General features: G+C 70.8%; 6 protein-coding genes. 3 read left to right on the forward strand and 3 right to left on the reverse strand.

Features of this window, described 5'->3' with window-relative positions; all coding sequences use genetic code 11:
- Positions 1-58 precede the first annotated feature (58 nt).
- The 3 genes from V5F75_RS19820 to V5F75_RS19830 all read right to left on the reverse strand — a co-directional run bounded on the left by V5F75_RS19820 (position 59) and on the right by V5F75_RS19830 (position 9,946).
- Positions 59-7,621 (reverse strand): hypothetical protein, encoded by a 7,563-nt coding sequence (locus V5F75_RS19820; RefSeq protein WP_509212119.1) that lies wholly within the window; start codon positions 7,619-7,621, stop codon positions 59-61.
- A gap of 191 nt (positions 7,622-7,812) precedes the next feature.
- Positions 7,813-8,955 (reverse strand): TIGR03032 family protein, encoded by a 1,143-nt coding sequence (locus tag V5F75_RS19825; RefSeq protein ID WP_394037638.1) that lies wholly within the window; start codon positions 8,953-8,955, stop codon positions 7,813-7,815.
- 280 nt (positions 8,956-9,235) lie between these two features.
- Entirely contained in the window at positions 9,236-9,946 is a 711-nt protein-coding gene (locus V5F75_RS19830; RefSeq protein ID WP_394037654.1) for a L,D-transpeptidase, read from the reverse strand.
- A gap of 788 nt (positions 9,947-10,734) precedes the next feature.
- On the opposite strand from V5F75_RS19830, the gene V5F75_RS19835 reads away from it, so the two are divergent.
- From V5F75_RS19835 to V5F75_RS19845, 3 genes are all read left to right on the forward strand, one after another.
- Entirely contained in the window at positions 10,735-13,029 is a 2,295-nt protein-coding gene (locus V5F75_RS19835; RefSeq protein WP_394037636.1) for a heavy metal translocating P-type ATPase, read from the forward strand.
- A 248-nt stretch (positions 13,030-13,277) separates the two neighbouring features.
- A complete protein-coding gene (locus tag V5F75_RS19840; protein ID WP_394037634.1) occupies positions 13,278-13,991 on the forward strand; it encodes a response regulator in 714 nt (237 codons plus the stop codon).
- Complete coding sequence (locus V5F75_RS19845) at positions 13,988-15,313, forward strand: ATP-binding protein (protein ID WP_394037632.1); 1,326 nt, start codon at positions 13,988-13,990, stop codon at positions 15,311-15,313. The genes V5F75_RS19840 and V5F75_RS19845 overlap by 4 nt, the downstream gene beginning before the upstream one ends.
- The last annotated feature ends 403 nt before the right edge of the window (positions 15,314-15,716 follow it).

Consider the following 15,716-nt stretch of genomic DNA (forward strand, 5'->3'; position numbering starts at 1 on the left):
CCAGCGACCCAGCCCTTGGGCTTCCGGCTGGTGCCGCAGGCTTCACCCCCCTCGGGGATCAGAAGCGCATGGAGAAGCGCAGCGTCCCGGTCTGCGAGAGGTAGTTGGCGCCGAAATCCGCCTCGTAATTGGCGCGAAGATCGACACCGGACGTGCTGCTCCATTGCAGGCCCAGCCCCATGTTTCCGACGAGGTCGGGCATGTCCGCCGTGGCGGAGAAGGTGCCGGAACCCACCGGCGCGGCGACGAGGCTCGCATCCATGGTCCAGGTATGGTCGGAATACCAGGTCAGGCCCGCGGTGCCGTACGGTCGCAGGGTCGAGCCATCCGGCAGGTCGACGCGGGCGCCGAACTCCACATACGGGCTCAGCGCCGCGGTGAACCCGTCCGACTGCGCGACCGCGAGGTCATAGGCGCTGCCGTGGCCGCCTTCCGTGAAGCCGGGCACGGTGGCGTAGATCAGGTCGACCTGCCCGGCGGGCTTGAGGTACCAGTCCTTGAACGGAATCTCATATTCCGCCCGCAGCCGCGCCGCCGCGCTCAGCACCTCGTAGGAAGAGCTCGACATATAGGTATGCGACCCGATGACCGAGGAGCGGTCCGCGCTGAACGAGCCGTAGCCGAGATGGGTGGCGGCCGACAGCAGCCAGGGGCCGGCCTCGTGCTTCAGCGCGGCCGACACGCCCACGGACTGGCCGTCCGCCTGCGCATAGCCGAACTCCTGATCGAACGACGAGAGCATCACGTCTGCGGCGAGGCCCGCGAACCAGCCGGGCGCGAACTCCTTCTGCGCCCCCATGCGATAGGTGATTCCCTGGAGGGTGAAGCCGGTGTAGTCGCCGGGGGTGTAGCTGGTGCGGCTCGCGTCAATCCTCGCCCAGGTGCAGTCGCCCTGCACCAGCTGCGTGCCCGCCGCCTGGAATTCCGGGCAGCTCATCACCGCGGTCAGGGCGGAGCGCAGCTCGATGATGCTCGCCAGCGGCGCCGCCATCATCATCTCGGGCCCGGAGGTGGCAAGCGCCAGGCGGTAGGCGGCCGTGCTCGGAAGGTTGATGAGGTCGGCGTAGACCTGATTGAGCGGGCCCGAGCCGCCGGCATCCCACGTGGACTGGAGGTGCCGCGCATAGGCCGCCTGGTTGGGCGTGAGGCCGCTTATGCCGCCGACGAAATCGGCTCTGGGCGCGATGTTCAGGTCGTATTCGTCAGCCGATACGGTCCAGTAGAGGTTGACGCCACTGGCGGTCTTGGTGGTCGCGGTCACCGCCGCGACCGCCTCCTGCATGGAGAGGGCGGGCGTGCCGGACGGCGGCAGCGACATCACCGTGTAGCTGCCGGTCGGGTCGAGCGGGCCCATCACGTTGACCTTGAGGGTGCCGGTCATGGCGGCGACGCTGGTCATGGTCAGCAGGTCCGAGGCGCCCGCCTCCGCCACGTCCACCAGCACCGCGCCGTTCGACATCTGGAACTGGCCCGTGAGGTTCGCCGTCGCGATCTTGCCGACGCCGCCGATGTCGAACGTGCCGGCATTGTTGAAGGTGCCGTTGGCGCCGAGATTGATGGTGCCGGTGGTGGAGACGTTGCTGCGATAGGTGGCGCCCTGCATGTTCTGGACGGAGGACCCGCCACCCGCCGCGGCGGAGGTGTTGACGAGCAGGATATCGCCCGAGACCGTCCCGTAATTGGTGAGCGTGTTGCTGCCCCACGGCGAGGCGACCGCGAGGCCCGAGGCCGCCGCGACATAGGCGCCGTCCTGGATGGTGATCGTGTTGGTCCCCCCGCCGTCGAGGACGATGGCGGCACCGGTCTGGCCCGCGCCCTGGGCGGCGCCGCCCATGATCGTGCTGTCGGCGCCGATGTTGATGCTGATGGCGCCGGAAAACTGCCCGTTGGTGCGGTCCAGGGCGCCGGACGTGCCCTGCACGCCGCTCTGGGCGAAGATGGCGACGGAGCCGGCGCCCGGCGTGAGCAGCATGCCCGTATAATTGACGGAGACGGTGCCGGCCTGGGCGTTGACGATGCCGTCGAGGTCCAGCGCGCGCGAGGTGTTCGTGGCGGCCGTGTCGGGCAGGATGATGCCGTTGCCGTTGCCCACCAGGCCGCCGCCACCGCTCACGGACTGGGCGACGATGCCGTGCGCATTGTCGCCCGCGGTGTAGATGCTGAAATAGCCGTTCGTGGCGACGGTGATGTTTCCGCCCTGAACATTGCCCTCCAGCACCCATGACGACGTCATCACAGGCAGGAAGGCGGCATAGCTCGCGCCGGTGGCGTTGATGGCGCCGGTATAGCCGCCGCCGCCGCCGATGGACTGGGCCACCACCGCGGCGGCACCCGTCCCGCTCGTGTAGAGACCCCCCTCACCTGCGAGCGTAACCGTAACGGTGCCGCCGGACATGTCGGCGCCCAGGAGCGGCAGCGCGCCGCCGAGCTGCCCCTTCACGGTGGTCGTGCTCACCGTCAGGCCGCTGCCGTCGGTGGCGAAGCCGCCACCCCCGCCGATGGACTGGGCCAGCACGCCGAACGCGGCGGTACCCGTGGTCGAGACCGCCCCGTTGAGGGTGACATCGACCTTGCCGCCGTTGCCCTGCGCATCGGAGGCGGAGGAGGCGGGGCCGCCGAGATTGAGCGTGAGCGCCGCGCTGGAGCTTGCAACATCGGTGGCGAACTGCTGAGCGATGGCGCTCAGCGTCGCCGCGCCGACCGCGTTCGTGACCGCGCTGCCGATTTCGGACTGGTAGGCGGCCTGGCCCGCGCTTTCATAGTCGGCCTGGTTGAAGAAGAAGAGGCCGCCGCCGCCGCCGATGGACTGGGCCACCACCGCATGCGCCTCCGCGCCCCGGGTGGCGATGCCGGCGACGCCGACCTTGACGGTCCCGCCCCCGGAATTGTTCTGCGCCGCGATATCTCCGCCCAGCGTGATTGTGGGAATGAGCACGATCTGCGACAGATCCGTCGCGAGGCCGCCGAGGCCGCCACCGCCGCCGACGGACTGGGCGAGCACGCCGAACGCGCTGTCGCCGGTGGTGGTGATGGTGCCGGTGCCGCTGACCGTGACGTTGCCGCCATAGCCGTAGGCCCCGCCGCGGGCGCCGAGCGCGAATTCCGCGTCGATCATCCGGGTGCCCATCACGGTGGCCGCGCCGCCCGCGCCGCCGCCGCCGCCGATGGACTGGGCGAAGATGCCGAAGGCGACATCCCCGCCGCTGCCCCCGGCCCCTCCGGTGGCGATGGTGCCGGCATTGCCGACCTTCACGTCGCCGCCGTTGCCGCCCGCCCCTCCGCTGCCGCCGAATGAGAGGTTCACCGTCACCGACGGCTCGAACACGTGCTGGTCGAACTGGGCCAGCTTGCCCACGTAGGTCTGGACGATCTTGTTGATCACCATCGCGGCGACGCTGTCGCCCAGCTCCGCGGCAGCGCTGCCGCTCGCATCCGCCGTGGCGGTGCCGCCGGTGCCGCCGCCGCCGCCGATGGACTGGGCGACGATGCCGTGCGCACCGTCCTGCGTGGTGAAGATCAGCCCGGAGGCGTCATTGTTGACGGTGACGGCCCCGCCGTTGCCGCCGGAGCCGCCCGATCCGCCGATGGACAGGATGAAGGTCCGATCCTGGCTGGCGGTGGCCTGGCCCGCGGCCGCGTTGCCGCCGCTGCCGCCCACGGATTGCGCGAAGATGCCGCGTGAATCGGCGCCGAAGACGGCGATGGTGCCGTTGTTGGTGACCGTTACGTTGCCGCCCGTGCCCCCCTGGCCGCCGTCGCCGCCGATGGTGAGGTTCGCCGACCAGCCGGTGTTGAACGCCAGCGGCAGGGCGTCGATAAAGTCCGAGAGCGGCATGACGGTCTGCACGCTCGACGAGCCGATGCCGCCGTTGCCGCCGCCGCCGCCGAGGCTCACCGCCATGATGCCGTCGGAGGCATAGCCGTAGGTCAGGATCGAGGAGGTCGGGTTCTGGTTGTTCACCGTGACCGCCTCGCCGCTGCTGCCCGCGCCGCCCGATCCACCGATGGTGACCGTGAGGGCGACATCCGTGGAGACGCCGTAGGCGATGGACTGGGCATAGGCGTTGCCGCCCTCGCCGCCGCCGCCGCCGAGGCTCAGCGCCAGGATGCCCGCCGACTGGTCGCCGAGGGTGGTGAGCCTGCCGTCGTTGGTGAGGGTGACGGTGCCGCCCGGCCCGCCGGAGCCGCCGGAGCCGGCGACGGAGATGGTGACGTTGATGCTCGCCGCATCCCCGAAGCCGGCGCTGTAGGTGGTCGCGGATGCCGATCCGCCCACGCCGCCCGCGCCGCCCAGGGTCAGGGCGCGGATGGCCGCGGAATCCGCGCCCGCTGTGCTGATGACGCCGCCCGCCGTATTGGTGACGGTGATGTCGCCGCCCGTGGCGCCCGAACCGCCCTTGCCGCCGACGGTGACGGCGATGGAGGGCACCTCGAAGCCGCCGAGGGACGAGCCGGAGGCGCTGCCGCCATTACCGCCGCCGCCGCCCACGCTGAGGGCAAAGACGCCGTTGCTCGAATCGCCAAGGGTCAGGATTGCCGCGGAATTGGTGACGTCGCTGTTGCCCGCCGCCGCGCCCGCGCCGCCCGCGCCGCCGACGGCATCGACCACGAGGCTCAAGCCGGCCGAATAGCTTCCGCCCGCGCCGCCGCCGCCGCCCACCGTCATGGCGACGATGGCGTGGCTGCTGTCGCCTTCCGTCGTGATGGTGCCGCCGTTGATGACGCTGACATTGCCGCCGGGCGCGCCGACCCCCGCCGTCGCGTTGCCGCCGAAAGCCTGCCCGCCGTTGCCGCCGGTGCTGGAGACGAGGATGCCGTAGGAGGTGGCGCCCGTGGTGTGCAGGGTGCCGATGTTGGTCACCGCCACGGCATTGATCTCGACGCCGTTGCTGCCCTTGACCACGCCGGTTCCGCCGTTGCCGCTGAAGACGGACTGGCCGTCGGACGAGGACCCGTCCGTGCCGCCCGCGCCGCCGGCGCTCTGCGCGACGATGGCGGAGGACGCGTTCCCGGTGGTGGAGATGGCGGCGCCGTTCTTGACGATGACCCCGCCCGCGGCACCGCCCGCGGCGCCATTGCCGCCCAGCTCGTTTCCTTCCGAGGCCGAGGAATACGCCGTGCCGCCCGTGCCGCCGAAGCTGGTCGCGAAGATGCCGGGCGAGCGGTCACCCGATGTGACGATGGAGATGCTGCGGGAATAGGTGTTGACCGTGACCTGCCCGGCCGCGCCGCCGACGCCGCCGGAACCGATGTAGCTGACCTCGTCTTCCGTCATGCCGGTTCCGCCGGCTCCGCCGTCGGCGGTCGCGACGATGCCGGGGGAAGAGGCGCCGAGCGTGGAGATCCGGATCGTTTGCCCGGACACCAGGGGAGACACGGTGAGGGAGACCGCGCCCGCGGACCCGCCGCCGCCGATGGCGGCCATGTTGGTGTAGGTCGCGCCATAGCCGCCGTTGCCGCCATTGCCCGAGAGGAGGATGGCCGGGGCCACGAAGCCGCCGGGGCTCGACGGAGCTCCGACGCCTGAGGTCGAGACCGAATTGTTGACGGTGGCGGTGACCGTGCCGCCATTGCCGCCCGCGGCGGGGCCGCAATAGGCGCTGCTGCCGCACGCCTGGCCGCCGATCGCCTCCACCACGATGCCGGCGCCGCCCGCCGCGCTGGTCACCGTCACGGGTCCGGTGTTGACCAGGGTGGCATTGCCGGCGTCCTTGCTGTTCTGCGGCCAGACCAGCGCGCTCGAATAGCCGCCCGATCCGCCGGAGCTGCTCACCAGCACGCCGATGGCGTTCGCGCCCTGCGCGACAACGGAGGCCTGATTGTAGGCGAAGGCGTTGCCGCCGGCACCGCCGCCGCCGCCCGCGCCGCGGTTGCCGTCGTTGTCCACCTCGGCATTGCCGCCGGTGCCGCCTTGCGCGAGGACGACGACGCCGTTCGCGTTGGCTCCGAACACGGTGACGATGCCGTAGGCGTGCAGCGTGGCCGTGCCGGCATTCCCGCCCATGCCGCCATTGTCGCCCGGGCCACCGGCGCCGCCGCTCGCGTTCACCAGGATGCCGTGTGCGCCGGCACCGGTGGTGGCGATGGTGTTCGCGGTCGTCGCGGCGCTGTTGACCGTGGCGTTGGCCATGCCGCCGGTGCCGCCCACGCCGCCGCCCGAATTGGCCGTGTATAGAATGCCGCCGGCGGCGCCGCCGACCGCGGCCGCATAGACGCCGTGCGCAGCGGGGCCGGCGGTCGTTATGGCGCCCTCATGGGTGATGAAGGCGGTGCCCGCATTGCCACCGCCGCCGCCGGAGGCCGAAAGCCCGCTGTTGAAGCCGGACACGCCGCCGACACCGCCATTGGCCTGGGCATAGACGCCGAACGCCTTGCTCCCATTGGTCTGCACCGTGGTGCCCTGGACATTGACGATGGTGACGATGCCGCCGTTGCCGCCCGTGCCACCGTTGCCGCCGCCATCCCTTTCCGTGCCGCCCTGGCTGCCCGCGCCGCCCGTGGCGATGGCGCCGATTCCGAAGGCGGTGTCGCCGCTGACGACGATGCCCGCCGCGTTGCGCACGTAGACGAGGCCGCCCTGACCACCGTTGCCGCCCTGGCTGGTGGTCTGCGCCCCCGCCAGGCCGCCGAAGCCGCCGGTGGCATAGGCGGCGATGCCGGCGCCGGAGGCTATCGTGATGGCGCCATAGTTCTTGATGGCGACCGCGGCCTGGCTGAAGCCGATGGCGCTGCCCTGGGCGATGCCGTTCGTCCCGATGCTGCTGGCCCCCGCGCCGCCGCCGCCGTTTCCGGCGCTGCTATCCACCGCGAAGGATTCCGTCAGGCCGGCGCCGTTGCCGCCGCTGCCGCCGTTCCCGTTCGCCTTGATGCCGATGCCGTTCGACGAAAAGGTGGTGATGGCGCCGAGATTGGTGATGACGATGGCGCCGCCTTGTCCACCGTTGCCGCTGCGGCCGGAATCCCCGGAATCGACGCTGGAGGCGTAGCCGCCGACGCCGCCGGAGCCGCCGGTGGCGACGCCGTAGATACCGGCGGTGTCGGAGGAGCGGATGGTGATGGTCCCGGAATTGGTGACGGCGACGGTGCCGCCATCGCCGCCCGCTCCGCCCGGCTGCGCGCCTTCGACCAAGTTGGCGGCACCACCCATGCCGCCGCCGCCGCCGCTCGATATGACGGCGATGCCGCTATAGGTGGTTCCGCCGGGGGTCGAAAGCGCGGCGGTGCTGGAGATGGAGGCTGAGCCGCCATTGCCGCCGTTGCCGCCGGACGAGGCGGAACTGAAGCCGCTGGCGTTGTACCCGCCACCGCCGCCGCCGCCGGAAGTGCTCGCCGTCAGCGCTCCGTTGACCGGGCTGGCGCTGGAGATGGAGACAGCGCCCCCGATGCTGCCGACACCACCCTGCCTGCTGGTGTCGTCGCTATTGGTCCCATTCGCGCCGTTCGAGGTGATCTGGATCTGGCCCTGGGGCAACACGGTGCAGGAGGCTGGCGCTCCGCCGCTCGTGCACGCCTGCTGGGCATGGCTGGGCACCGCGCCCGCCACCGCCCCCACTGCGAGGGAGCCGCTGAGAAATGTCGCCTGGAGGAGCAAGCTCCTCAGTGCCGTACCGCGCCTAAGCATGCCGCCCGCCCCCCGGAAAGTCGGGATGGGACATCGCCCCTCGCGCACCGGCGCAACGCGCGGGCGCGGACAGCATGAAGCCCCCCCAGCTTCAACTTGACACTAGCATCGCGCCCGGCTTCCGCGAAGGCATGGCATGCCTTTGGCGCGGCGAATTTTGGCCCAGATCGGAGCCTCGCGCGGCGCCGGAATTACGGCCCGTCGCGAGGATATCCTCGCGCGTCGAGGGGGCGGTCAGGAGCCTCGACGGTCAGGAGCCCGGCAAGCTCGGGCCCTGCCGCCGGCGCGGCCATGGGGCAGGCGGCGTCCTTGAGGACGACCACGTCGAACAGCTCGCGGATGGCACCGTCGAGGCGGATCCATTCCACCACGTCGCCGGTCGCGAGGTTGATGATCTGGATCCCGCACCACGGCACGCCGCCGCGCCGCGCGATCTCCCCCTCGATGGGCAGGCCGGCGAAGCTGGTGTCGCGCGGCAGGGAAAGCGTGACGATGGCGTGGCCCTCATGGAAGGCGAGGCCGCGGAGGAAGCCGGGGCAGAAGGCGACATCCTCCTTCGCTCCGCTTTGCGGATCGATCCGCACCAGGTAGCCGCGCGCGGAATCCAGCACCCACAGGAAGCCGCCGTGAAGGCGCGGCGAGTGCGGCATGGACAGGCCCTCCGCGATCACGGCATCGTCGTCCACCCGGATGACGACGCCGCCACCGGCGCGATGCTCGCGCCAGCCGTCCACCACATCGGCGCGGGCCACGGCGGTCACATAGCGCACGCGTCCGTCCTCAAGGCAGAGCCCGTTGAGATGGCAGCGGTCCTCGGCCGCGAGGCGGGAGACGAATTTCGGCCGCCACAGCGGCTTGAAGCTGTGGGAATGGCTGACCGTCGCGAGGCAGGAGTATTTCGTGTTCACGAAGACGAGGCGGCCGCTCGCCTCCACCGCCAGCTCATGGGCGTCGAGGTCGCCGGTGACGAAAGCGGCGCGCGGCACGTAGAGGCGGTCGAAATGGGTATTGGCCCGCTCTTCCGCGGCAAGCACGTTGGCCAGGCGCCAGATCTGGATCAGCGAGGCGAGGAAGAGGTCGCCGCCCTGGCTCCACAGCCCCATGGCGCGCACGAAGTCGCGCTGATGGAAGGAGAGGCTCCCGTCGCCGAACTGGCCGACGAGGAAAAGCTGGCCCGACTGGTAGGAGGAGAACGCGAGGCTCGCCCGGTGCCGGACGAGCCAGCTCGCGAACGTGCGCGAGCAAGAAATCTGCGTGGCCTCGGGCACGCGCGCGCCCGCTTCGCCCGCGGCCGCCTGCGACGTCCCGCCAGCCCCTGCATCCGATTGAGTCATGAAAGTCCCCCGAAGAGAACCTTCATGCTTCGGCCGGCTTTCGTCAACGTGCGGCGGCGGCCGTGCTCCACGGTGGCGGGATCATATCTCGCCTTCAGGCTGCCCCCTTGGGCGCGGGTGGCCCGGACCCTGTGACAGCCGTCGCCGGAGCGCTTCGCGGGTTGCCAGTCGGCGGGGGCGCATTTCGGTCGCGGTCGATGGTGCAATCCGCGCCACCCGCCTTCGCTCGGTGGAACCGGACGCCGTGAACACGCCCCGTCCAAGTCAGCAGGTCCCGCGCCTATGCCGGCAGAACGACCACCTTGGTCTTGACCGGCGTCCGCGAGTACAGGTCGATCATGTCCTGGCTCAGGAGGCCGACGCATCCACTGGTGACGCCGGTGCCGATCGACTCGGGATCGCTGGTGGCGTAGATCGTGTAGAGCGTGTAGGCGCCGTTCTGATAGAGATAAAGCGTGCGGGCGCCGAGCGGGTTGTCGAGGCCGCCCGGCATTCCGCCGGCATATTTGGCCGCCTCGGGCTGGCGCTTGATCATCTCCTTGGGGGGCGTCCAGATCGCCCATTCGCCCTTGCGCCCCACATAAGCGTCACCGCTCCAGAGGAAGCCCGCGCGGCCGACATTGGCGCCATAGCGGGTGGCGGACCCCTCATCCTCGATGCGGTAGACGTAGTAATTGCCGGGATCGACGATGATGGTTCCGGGCGCTTCCTTCGTTTCGTAGCGCACCGTGCGACGATAATATTTGGGATTGACCTTGCTGACATCGACCCCCGGGATCGGGAATTTCTCGGTGGGCACCGGCCCGTAGAGCTTCTCGGCCTCGGCGACGCTCATGCCGTCGAGCGTCCCGCAACCGGCGAGCCCCAATGCGCCGAACCCCATGGCGGAGCCGAACAGAAACGACCGGCGGCTGAGCGCCCCCGCGCGAAGCCCGGGCAGGCGGCGCTCGCCGATGTCCCCGGCCGCGTCATTCCCACAGTCCATGCTCATGATCTGGCAGCTTCCCATGTCCAGTTGCTCGGCGAGAATGACCCGGCATGCGCCCGCCGGGCGTCTTGCCGGGCGGAGATTGCCGTCACACGGCTCGACTGGCAAGCGCGCGTGTGCGTGGCGCGGCCCGCCACGCGCCACCGACGGCGACACCAGCGCGATCTCGCCTCGCGGTGGCCGCGACCATGACATGCAGATCGTGGCAACAGTCGGGTCGGCAGCACCGCGGCTCACCCGCAGCGTCCCGCCCCCGATTTGCGAGCTGAAATCCGCCCGGCACCAGGGAGGCTCATCGGGTGATCCGGTGCCGGCCGCGTGATCTCCGCCGATGACGGCCCGGCATCGCGCCGCGCGCCGACGGTCGTCCTTCGCGTCGGTATGCGACCAGTTCGAGGATCTTGAAATTCAAAGGGATGCCGCGCGCCCCGCCGGTCAGCGCGGCGAGGTCACGGATTGCGAAACGCGCTTCGCGCCGGGGTTCGGCGCGTCCGCCAAGACATCGCCCGCCTTCCGAAGGCCGGCGCGCTCTGCTCGCTGGCGTCTGGCAGCGTGGCGACGGAGCGAAGCCTCGCTGGGGCCGATCAAAGACCAGCCTGATCTCAGAACGCGCGCCGGTAATAAGATCCGGCAAGCGATTTTCAAGCCGCGCATTCATTCACATTGTTGTGATATGGGTGCACCCTCGGCATTGCACACCAAGCCGCTTCCATCGGCATCCTGCCATGGCGAGCGCGGAATCATCGCATTAAACTCTTCTGCGGCCATGCCGGCGTGGCCATGGGGGTCGGATGGGACGTCTCCTTGACGCGCGCGTTCTGCGCTGGGGCCTTGCGGGGATCGCCCTGCTCGGCCTCATCGGCGGCATCGCCGCATGGTGGCTCGGATACGCGACGCTCGCGGACCGGATCTGGGCCGGCGGCACGCTTCCCGTCATCGTCTGGCTCGCCGTCTCCATCGCAAGGGATCTCGCCGCCGGGCGCCTGGGCGTCGATGCGGTGGCGCTGCTGTCCATGAGCGGGGCGGTCGCGCTCGGCGAGAATCTCGCGGGTTCAGTCATTGCGGTGATGTATGCCGGTGGAAACCTGCTGGAGGACATCGCGGTCGCGCGCGCGGAGCGGGACCTGCGCTCGCTGGTCGATCGCGCGCCGCGCATCGCCCACCGCCGTGACGGCGACGCCATCACCGACGTTCCCGTCGACGCCATCGCGGCCGGCGACCTGCTGGTGGTGGATGCCGGCGAGGTCATCCCGGTGGACGGCCTCCTCGCCACCGCCGCCGCCACGCTGGACGAGGCTGCCCTGACCGGCGAGCCCCTGCCCGTTCGCAAGACGCGCGGCGCGCCGGTGTTCAGTGGCACCATAAATGCCGGCGAGACCTTCGAGATCCGCGCCACCGCCCGCTCCGGCGACAGCACCTATGCCGGCATCGTCCGGATGGTGACAGCGGCGCAGACGGCCAGGGCTCCCTTCATCCGCCTCGCCGACCGCTACGCCCTGCTGCTGCTGCCGGCGACCCTGCTTCTTGCCGGGCTGGCCTGGGCGCTTTCGGGGGACGAGGTCCGCGCCCTGGCGGTGCTGGTGGCCTCGACACCGTGCCCCCTCATCCTGGCCGCCCCGGTGGCGTTCATCTCCGGTGTCGCGCGGGCGGCGCGGCTCGGCATTCTGGTGAAGGGCGGAGCGGCGCTGGAGGCGCTGGCCCGCACCCACACCGTGGTGCTCGACAAGACCGGCACGCTGACGGTGGGCGGCGCCCGGCTGGTCGCCGTGGAGGCCGCCTCCGGCGAAAGCCCGGACGAGATCCTGCGCCTCGCGGCCTCCCTGGAGCAGGCCTCGCACCATGTGGTGGCGGCGGCCATCGTCTCCGCCGCCCGCAGGCGCGGCATCGCGCTCGACCCGCCGGAGAGCGTGCGCGAGACCATGGGATCGGGCCTCGAGGGCCGCGTGGGCGGGCGGCTGGTGAAGGCGGGCTCCTATGATCTCGTCTGCGGTGCCCTTCGTCCCGAGCCCTGGGCGCAGAGGGCGCTGAGACGGGCCGCCTGGCGATCCGCCCTCAGCATCTTCGTGTCGGTGGACGGCAAGGTGAAGGGCGCCATCCTGCTCGCCGACGAGCTGCGGCGCGAGACGCCGCGCGCCATCCAGTCCCTGCGGGCCGCGGGCGTGGCGCGGATCGTCATGCTGACCGGCGACAATGCCGAGGCGGCGGAAACCATCGGCGCCGCCCTGGACCTCGATTCCGTCCTCGCCAACCGGAGCCCCGGCGACAAGCTGGAGGCCGTCACGGTGGAGCAGCGGCTGAACCCCACGCTGATGGTCGGCGACGGCATCAACGACGCCCCGGCCCTCGCCGCCGCCGGCGTGGGCATCGCCATGGGCGCGCGCGGCGCGAGCGCCTCGTCCGAGGCGGCGGACGTGGTCATCCTCGTGGACCAGCTGGACCGGGTGTCGGACGCGGTTGCCATCGCCAGGCGCACGCGGCGGATCGCCATGGAGAGCATCGGCGTGGGCATGGGGCTGTCGGGCGCCGCCATGATCGCGGCGGCCTTCGGCTGGCTGCCGCCGGTCGCCGGCGCGGTGACCCAGGAAGTCATCGACGTGGCTGTCATCCTCAATGCCCTGCGCGCCCTGACCGCGGGCCATGGCTTCGGCCATCGCGCCCTGAAGCCGGCGGTCACCCTCGCGCTTCAGCAGGACCATCGCGCGCTGGAAGCGACCCTCGACCGGATGCGGGAGATTTCCGATGCCCTGGACGATGCCGCCGGAGCTGCCGCCGTCGCCCTGATCCGCGAGGCGAGTACTCTGGTGGCGACCAAGATCGCCGTCCACGAGCGGCAGGACGAGGACAGCCTCTACCCGCAGCTGCGCGCCGCCGTGCACGATGGCGACGGCCTCGCCGCCATGAGCCGCGCCCATCGCGAGATCCTCCATCTCGCCCGCCTGCTGAGCCGTCTCGCGGAAGGCCTGTCCGCGGCCGACGCGGACCGCTACCTGATCCGCGACGCGCAGCGTATGGTGGAATCCATCGAGGCGCTGGTGCGCATGCACAATGCGCAGGAGGAGGACATCTACGAGAACGCCACAGCCTGAGCACGCCATCGCCACGGCATGAGACACGCGGGCATGCTTCCCCGAGCCATGGGGAAGAGGCGCCTGCCGTCGCGGCCGTGCGGGCGGCGGCCCGGCACCTTGTCCCTCCCGCTCCGAAGGCGGCGCCGTTGCCGCGCGCGGCTTGACGAGCGGGACATTCTTCGAGGCCCGCCGCCGATCGAGCACGCTTCGCCCGCGAGGCGCGCCCTTGAAGGAGCGGCTTACCGCAAAGCGAGGCCTGAGCACCAGTGTTTCCCGAAGGCCATATCCTGATCGTCGACGACGACGCCGAGATCCGCCGTCTCGCCGGCAAGTTCCTGCGCCAGCACGGACACAAGGTCACCGCGGCGCAGGATGGCCGCGAGATGCGCGAGGCGATGGCCGGCGGCCCCGTGGATCTCGTCATCCTCGACGTGATGCTTCCCGGCGCGAACGGGCTCGATCTGTGCCGGGACATCCGCCGCACCTCGGACGTGCCCATCATCATGCTCACCGCCCGCAGCAGCGACATCGACCGCATCGTCGGGCTGGAGCTCGGCGCCGATGATTACCTGGCCAAGCCCTTCAATCCGCGGGAGCTTCTGGCGCGCATCCATGCGGTGCTGCGGCGGATGCGCGGGCCGGGGGGAAGCGCGGCGCCCGGCGGAAGCCTGCTCCATTTCTCCGGCTGGACGCTCGACACGCGTCGCCGGGAGCTGGCCAATCCCGAAGGCGCGGTGGTGGATCTCTCCACCGGGGAATACGACCTGCTGCTGACCTTCCTGGAGCATCCCCAGCGGGTCCTGACCCGCGACCAGCTCATGGATGCCGCCAAGAACCGCGTCGCCACCGGTTTCGACCGGGCCATCGACATCCAGGTGAGCCGGCTGCGCAAGAAGCTCGACGCCCATGGCGGCGCGGAGATGGTGAAGACGGTGCGCGGCGCCGGCTATCTCTTTTCCCCCGAGGTGCACCGCTCGTGATCCGCGCCTTCGACAGCCTCGCCGCGCGCACCGCCGTGGTGGCGGTTCTCGGCATCGTGGTGGTGCATGTGCTCAGCCTCTGGACCTATGAGCACGCCATGGAGAGCGAGCGCCACGCCGCCCATGCCGTGCGGCTCGCCGATCAGCTGGTCGCGCTCCGGCGCGCCCTCGCGGCCGCCCCGCCCGAGCGGCGGGAGGACGTGGCGCACGAGCTGTCGGGCGGGGCCATCGACGCCCACTGGAGCCGGCAGGCGATGGCGGTGGCCGGCCCCGGCCCGACGGGGAGCCAGGCGCGCCTTGCCGAGGACCTGCGTGCCCTCGCGCCGGATATCGCGCCGGCCGACGTGGTGGCGGGCGGCGGGTCGGACCCGCATCTCAGCCTCGTCGCCCTGCGCCTGCCGGATGGCAGCTGGCTGAACGCCAGCCTGTTCTTTTCCGAGCCCACGGCGGGGGGCGCCCACGGCTCGCTCCTCTCCACCTCGCTCATGGCCGCCGGCGTGCTGCTTCTGTCCCTGGCCATCGCCGCCTGGCTCACGCGCCCGCTCCGCGCCATGGCGCGCGCCGTCGCCGCCTTGCCGCCCGATGCGCCCGCCATGCGGCTTCCGGAAGCAGGCCCTCGGGAAGTGCGCGAGCTGGCCCACGCCTTCAACGGCATGCAGGCGCGCATCGCTGAGCTGGTGAAGCGGCGCACGCAGGCCCTCGCCGCGGTCTCCCACGACCTGCGCACGCCCATGACGCGTCTCAGCTTCCGGCTGGAGGACGTGCCCGACGCCGCCCTGCGCGCGGCCATGGCGGCCGATGTGGCCGAGATGGAGCAGATGGTGGAGGCGACCCTCTCCTATCTGCGCGGCGAGGCCGCCGGGGAGCCGGTGCGCGCCTTTGATCTGGTGGCGCTGGTGGAGACCATCGTGGACGATGCGCGCGACCGCGGGCGCCCTGCCGACCTCTCCGCGCCGCCGCGCCTCGTGATCGAGGGCCGCCGCCTCGGCCTCAAGCGCGCGGTATCGAACCTTGTGGAGAATGCCCTGGCCTATGGCGGCGCGGCGCACGTCACCATCGCCGAAGCCGGCGCCGAGGCCGTCCTGACGGTGAGGGACAACGGGCCGGGCATTCCCGACGACCAGCTCGCCACCGTCATCGAGCCCTTCGTGCGGCTCGAGGAATCCCGCAGCCGCGCGACCGGCGGCGTGGGGCTCGGCCTCACCATCGCCCAGGGGGCCGTGGCCGCCCATGGCGGCACGCTGACCCTCTCCAATGGCGAGGGCGGCGGCCTGGAGGCCACCATCCGCCTGCCCCGGCTCCAGAATGCCGCGCCGGGCTGAAACAGGCTGATACAGAAGCGATACGCGCGGTGACCGTCGGCGCGTCATCAGCCTCCCCTGCCGAATGGCCAGCGGACGGGTCGAGGCATGGCGCTCCATCTGCCGCGGAGAGCCGTCACCCGCCTCGGCGCCGTGGCGCTGGCGGCGGCATGGTTTGGCTGTCCTATCTCGGAGCGGGCCTCTCCGACCGCAATTCGGAGGAGCCAGCATCGTTGCCGATGTCCGGCGGGATTGGCGTCTCTGGACAACGGAATTGCAGGCGGTATCATCCAACAGGAAAATTGCAGCAACAGGGCGACGCTACTTAAGCGATATGCAAATCATCATCCTCAAAAGCGCGAAGCCCGGCAATCGAGCCGTACCGATCAATAAAATAAAGTAAAGCAAACCCATATTCCTGTAA

The sequence above is a fragment of the Xanthobacter albus genome (assembly GCF_043194895.2).
GTDB lineage: Bacteria > Pseudomonadota > Alphaproteobacteria > Rhizobiales > Xanthobacteraceae > Xanthobacter.

Bases quoted from the DNA above. Each gene is read 5' to 3' on its own strand.
- V5F75_RS19820 (WP_509212119.1), bottom strand. From the start codon at position 7,621: ATGCTTAGGCGCGGTACGGCACTGAGGAGCTTGCTCCTCCAGGCGACA.
- V5F75_RS19825 (WP_394037638.1), bottom strand. From the start codon at position 8,955: ATGACTCAATCGGATGCAGGGGCTGGCGGGACGTCGCAGGCGGCCGCG.
- V5F75_RS19830 (WP_394037654.1), bottom strand. From the start codon at position 9,946: ATGAGCATGGACTGTGGGAATGACGCGGCCGGGGACATCGGCGAGCGC.
- V5F75_RS19835 (WP_394037636.1), top strand. From the start codon at position 10,735: ATGGGACGTCTCCTTGACGCGCGCGTTCTGCGCTGGGGCCTTGCGGGG.